We start from the raw sequence: 5,237 nt of genomic DNA on the forward strand, positions 1-5,237 counted from the left end.
GGCTCAGCGACATGCTCGACGGGCGCACACGGCGTATTCTCACCCTCTGGTTTCCCCGGCTGGCGAGCGACCGGGTTCTTCGGGCACGAGCCGTTGAGGGGCCCTTCGCGCTGGTCCTGCGCGAGGGCAATACCGACCGGCTGCACTGCCTGAACGCCGCGGCCGAGGGGCAGGGGCTGGCGCGCGGCATGGCGCTGTCCGAGGCCCGCGCCTTCTGCCCCACGCTGCAGACCGCGCCTGCCGATCCCGCCCGCGAGGCGCAATTCCTCGAAACGCTGCGCCGCTGGGCCACGCGCTATTGCCCTTGGGTGGGCTTGGATGGCGAGGACGGTCTGGTGCTCGACATCACCGGCTCGGATCACCTTTGGGGCGGTGAAGAGCCGATGATGGCCGAGATGATCGCCCGGCTGGAGCGCGCCCGGATCACCGCGCGGCTTGGCCTTGCCGACACCCGCGGCGCGGCTTGGGCGCTGGCGCATTTCGCGCCCGGTCGGGCCGCACCCGGCGCGCGGCTCTCGGCTCTGGGCAAGCTGCCGGTGGCCGCGCTGCGCCTGCCGCATGAGACGGTGACAGGGTTGCAGCGGCTGGGACTGCGCGAGATCGGCGATCTGACCCGCACGCCGCGCGCGCCGCTCGTGCGCCGTTTTGGCGCGGGGCTGATGGCGCGGCTCGATCAGGCCTTGGGCGATCTGCCCGAACAGGTCTCGCCCGTGGCCGATCCGCCCCATTACGGGACCCGCCTGACCCTGCCCGAACCGATCGGCCAGCAGGCCGATGTGATGGCGGGGATCGAACGGCTGCTCGATCGGCTCTGCGCCAAACTCAAGGAAAACGAAGTTGGCGCACGGGTGCTCTGCCTTACCCTGCGCCGCGTCGATCAGGCCAGCCAGGAGGTCGAGCTGCGCTTGGCCACCCCGCTCAGCGACCCCAGCCGGATCGCGGCCCTCTTCGCGCGCGGCATCGAGGATATCGACGCGGGCTTCGGGATCGACCAGATGCGCCTCGCGGCCACGCAGGTCGAGGCGCTCCCCGCCCGCCAGATCGGCACCATCGCCACCGAGCGGCGCGACAGGCTGGGCGATCTCATCACCCGGATCGGGCTGCGCATCGGGCTGGAGAACGTCCAGCGCTACCTGCCTGCCGACAGCCATATCCCCGAGCGCAGCTTCCTGATTGCGCCTGCCGCCTTCACCGACCCCGAGGGCAACTGGCACCAGCCGCACCCTCGCCCGCTGCGGCTGTTCCCGCCGGAGCCGCTCATGTCCGACGCCCCCGATCCGCCGCGCCGCTTCCGCTGGCGCCGCCAGTCGCTCAGCGCGGAACGCATCGAGGGGCCGGAACGGCTGACCCCGGAATGGTGGTTCGACGATCCGAACTGGCGGCGCGGGATGCGCGACTATTGGCGCGTCGAGACCGGGCAGGGGCTGCGGCTCTGGATGTTCCACACGCCGCAGGATCCCGGCTGGTATGTCGAGGGGGTCTTCGCATGACCGCTCCCTTCGCCTTGGTCGAAATATCCCGGGGGGCGCCCGACGGGCGCGGGGGCAGCGCCCCCTCCACGGTCGTGACCACCGCCAACACGCCCGCCATTCCGCTCGCCTATGCCGAGCTTTGCACCACCTCCAACTTCACTTTCCTCACCGGGGCCTCGCATCCCGAGGAACTGATGGTGCGCGCCGCCGAACTGGGGCTGGAGGCCATCGCGATTACCGACCGCAACTCGCTCGCGGGCGTGGTTCGGGCGTTTTCGGCGCTCAAGGAACTCAAGCGCGAGATCGGTGAGGCGCTGCGTATCCGCTCGGAACTGCAGCGCGACGAAAGCTCTCGCCAGCCCATCGGCTCGCCACAGGATCTGGCCCGGCCGACAACCGCAAAACTGCCGAAGCTGATCGTCGGCGCGCGGCTGGTGCTGAGCGATTGCCCGGTCGAATGGGTGGCGCTGCCTACCGACCGCGCGGCCTATCACCGGTTGAGCCAGCTTCTTACCCGCGGCAAGCGCCGGGCGGGGAAGGGGGAGTGTTACCTGACCCGCGCGGATCTGCTGGAGGGCTGCGCGGGGATGATCCTGATCGCCCTGCCGCCCGCCGATCTGGCCCGTGCCTACCGCCCGCTACAAGAGATGCGGCGGCGCTATCCGGGGCAGGTCTTCCTTGGCGCGCCGCCGCGTTATGACGGCTCGGATCAGCGCTGGTTCGACGCTTGCGCAGCGCTCGCGCTGAGGGCCTCGACGCCGATGGTGGCGACCGGCGATGTGCTGATGCATCGCGGGTCGCGCCGGCAGCTGGCCGATGTGCTGACCTGCCTGCGCGAGGGCTGCACGATCGACGCGCTTGGTACCCGCGCGCTGCCCAATGCCGAACGGCGTCTGAAGGGGGCCGAGGACATGGCGCGGCTTTATCGCCGCCACCCCGCAGCCCTGCGTCGCAGCTGCGAGATCGCGGCGCGCTGCGGCTTCGATCTCGACGAACTCAGCTACGAATATCCCGACGAGGTCGCTCAGAACGAGCCCGCGCAGGACCGGCTCGACCGGCTCGCCCGCGAGGGGTTGGCGCGGCGCTCTCCGGGGGGCATCTCGGAGCGGCACGCAGGCCTGCTGGAGAAGGAACTCCGCCTCGTCTCCGAACTGGGCTTCGCCGCCTATTTCCTCACCGTCCATGACATCGTGAGCTTCGCCCGCAGCCGCGGCATCCTGTGTCAGGGGCGCGGCTCGGCGGCCAATTCGATCATCTGCTGGGCGCTCGGGATCACCGATGTCAGCCCCGACCAGATCGGCATGGTCTTCGAGCGGTTCATCTCGAAATATCGCGGTGAGCCGCCCGATATCGACGTCGATTTCGAGCATGAGCGCCGCGAGGAAGTCATCCAGTGGATCTACCAACGCTACGGCCGCGGCCGCGCGGGGCTTTGCGCGACCGTGATCCATTTCCGCACCCGCGCCGCGATCCGCGAAGTGGGCAAGGTGATGGGGCTGAGCGCCGATGTCACGGCAAGCCTCGCGGGCCAGATCTGGGGGATTTCGGGCAAGGGGCCGGACCACGCGCGGATGGGCGAACTGGGCCTCGACCCCACCGATCGGCGGCTGTCGCAGACGCTGAAACTGATCGGCGAGATCATCGGGTTTCCGCGCCATCTCAGCCAGCATGTCGGTGGCTTCGTCATCACGAAAGGCCGCCTCGACGCGCTTTGTCCGATCGAGAATGCCGCGATGGAGGGGCGTACCTGCATCGAATGGGACAAGGATGACATCGACACGCTGGGCATCCTGAAGGTCGATATTCTCAGCCTCGGGATGCTCACCTGTATCCGTAAGAGCTTCGAGCTGCTGGCGGGGCACGAGAAGCTCGATATGTCGCTCGCCACCGTCCCGCAGGAGGACGCGCCGACCTATGAGATGCTGTGCCGCGCAGATGCGGTGGGGGTGTTTCAGGTGGAGAGCCGGGCGCAGATGAACTTCCTGCCGAGGATGCGCCCGCAGACGTTCTATGACCTCGTGATCGAGGTCGCCATCGTCCGTCCCGGTCCCATTCAGGGCGGCATGGTCCACCCCTATATCAACCGCCGTCAGGGCCGCGAAAAGGTCGATTTTCCCTCGAAGGAGCTGGAAGGCGTCTTGGGCAAAACCCTCGGCGTGCCGCTGTTTCAGGAACAGGCGATGCAGATCGCGGTGGTCGCTGCGGGCTTCACGCCCGAAGAGGCCGACCGCCTGCGGCGCTCGCTCGCGACCTTCCGCAAGATGGGCACGATCGGTACCTTCCGCGACCGGTTTGTCGAAGGGATGCTGGCGCGCGGCTACACGCCCGATTTCGCCGATCGCTGCTTTTCCCAGATCGAGGGGTTCGGCGAATACGGCTTCCCCGAGAGCCACGCGGCGGCCTTCGCGCATCTCACCTATGTCTCCTCCTGGCTGAAGTGCCACCACCCCGCGATCTTCGCCTGCGCGCTGCTGAATTCGCAGCCGATGGGCTTTTATGCGCCTGCCCAGATCGTGCGCGATGCGCGCGAACATGGGATCGAGGTACGGCCCGTTTGCGTGAACCATTCGGGCTGGGACAGCTCGCTGGAACGCCGCGCGGACGGGGCCCTGGCGCTGCGTCTGGGCTTTCGTCAGATCAAGGGATTTCGCGAGGAGGATGCGGGCTGGATCGTCGCAGCCAGGGGCAATGGCTACCCCGATCCGGAGAGCCTGTGGCTGCGCGCGGGCACGCCTCCACATGTGCTCGAACGGCTCGCCGAGGCCGATGGATTTGCCGGAATCGGCCTCACGCGGCGCGATGCGCTTTGGGCCGTGAAGGCGATCCGAGCCCCCGCGCCGCTGCCGCTTTTCGCAGATCCGATGGACGGGGAAGGAGGGCGCGAACCGGCCGTGGAGCTGCCCGCGATGCATCTGGGAGAGGAGGTCGTGGAGGATTACGTGGCCCTCAGATTGAGCCTCCGCGCCCACCCGATGGAGCTGCTGCGCCCCGCCATTCCCGGCCTCACGCCGCATTGCGAATTGATCGGCACGCCGCAAAAGCGGGTCACGGTTTGCGGCCTCGTGATCACCCGCCAGCGCCCCGGAACGGCTTCCGGCGTGATCTTCATCACGCTGGAAGACGAGACTGGCGTGAGCAATGTCGTGGTCTGGCCGAAGCTCTACGAACGGTTCCGCCGGGCGGTGATGGGCGGGCGTCTTCTGCGGGTCTCGGGGCGGCTCGAACGGGAGGGGGCCGTGGTCCATCTGATCGCCGAAAAGATCGAGGATCTCTCCCCGCGACTGGCCGATCTGGGGCACCCGCTCGACGACGTTCTGGGCCTCACCGCACCCCAAGCGGATGACGCCCCCAGACCCCGTCCGCAGACCACCGCACGTCATCCGCGAGAGCAGGCGAAACGACTTTTCCCGAGCCGGGATTTCCACTGAAATCCGGTCTCTATCGGCCACCGCGCGACACATTTCCCGTTGCGGCGATTCGCCTCGCTTTGAACGCAATTGTTCCCGCTACGTCAGGAAAGTCTTGTGGATAAGTTCGATTGTTGACGCAGGGTAATGCTCGTAAGCATTTGAAGATATTTCAAAATGATCGGCTTTCGCGTCCTGTGGATACTATTTCCGTTGCAATATTTCTGCGTAGGTTCAGCCTAAAAGAGAACAAAATTTCGTCAGAAGGCGGAACCGCGTTCATATCGCAACTTTGGGAGGGAGCTTGCCGAAACCGGTGAGCTTCAGGCGCGTCTTGTCTTTGTTCGGCTTGACCAGT

Annotated in this window: 2 protein-coding genes; both read left to right on the top strand. The window is 67.1% G+C overall.

The window, feature by feature from the left end:
- The first annotated feature begins 11 nt into the window (after positions 1-11).
- On the top strand, positions 12-1,490 hold the full coding sequence (locus tag DEM26_RS05290; RefSeq protein ID WP_075776046.1) for a Y-family DNA polymerase: 1,479 nt from the start codon (positions 12-14) through the stop codon (positions 1,488-1,490).
- Complete coding sequence (locus DEM26_RS05295) at positions 1,487-4,900, top strand: error-prone DNA polymerase (RefSeq protein WP_109171871.1); 3,414 nt, start codon at positions 1,487-1,489, stop codon at positions 4,898-4,900. Before DEM26_RS05290 ends, DEM26_RS05295 begins: the two co-directional genes overlap by 4 nt.
- The last annotated feature ends 337 nt before the right edge of the window (positions 4,901-5,237 follow it).

It is taken from the genome of Thioclava sp. NG1 (assembly GCF_003122275.1).
In the GTDB taxonomy this organism is placed as follows: Bacteria; Pseudomonadota; Alphaproteobacteria; order Rhodobacterales; family Rhodobacteraceae; genus Thioclava; species Thioclava nitratireducens.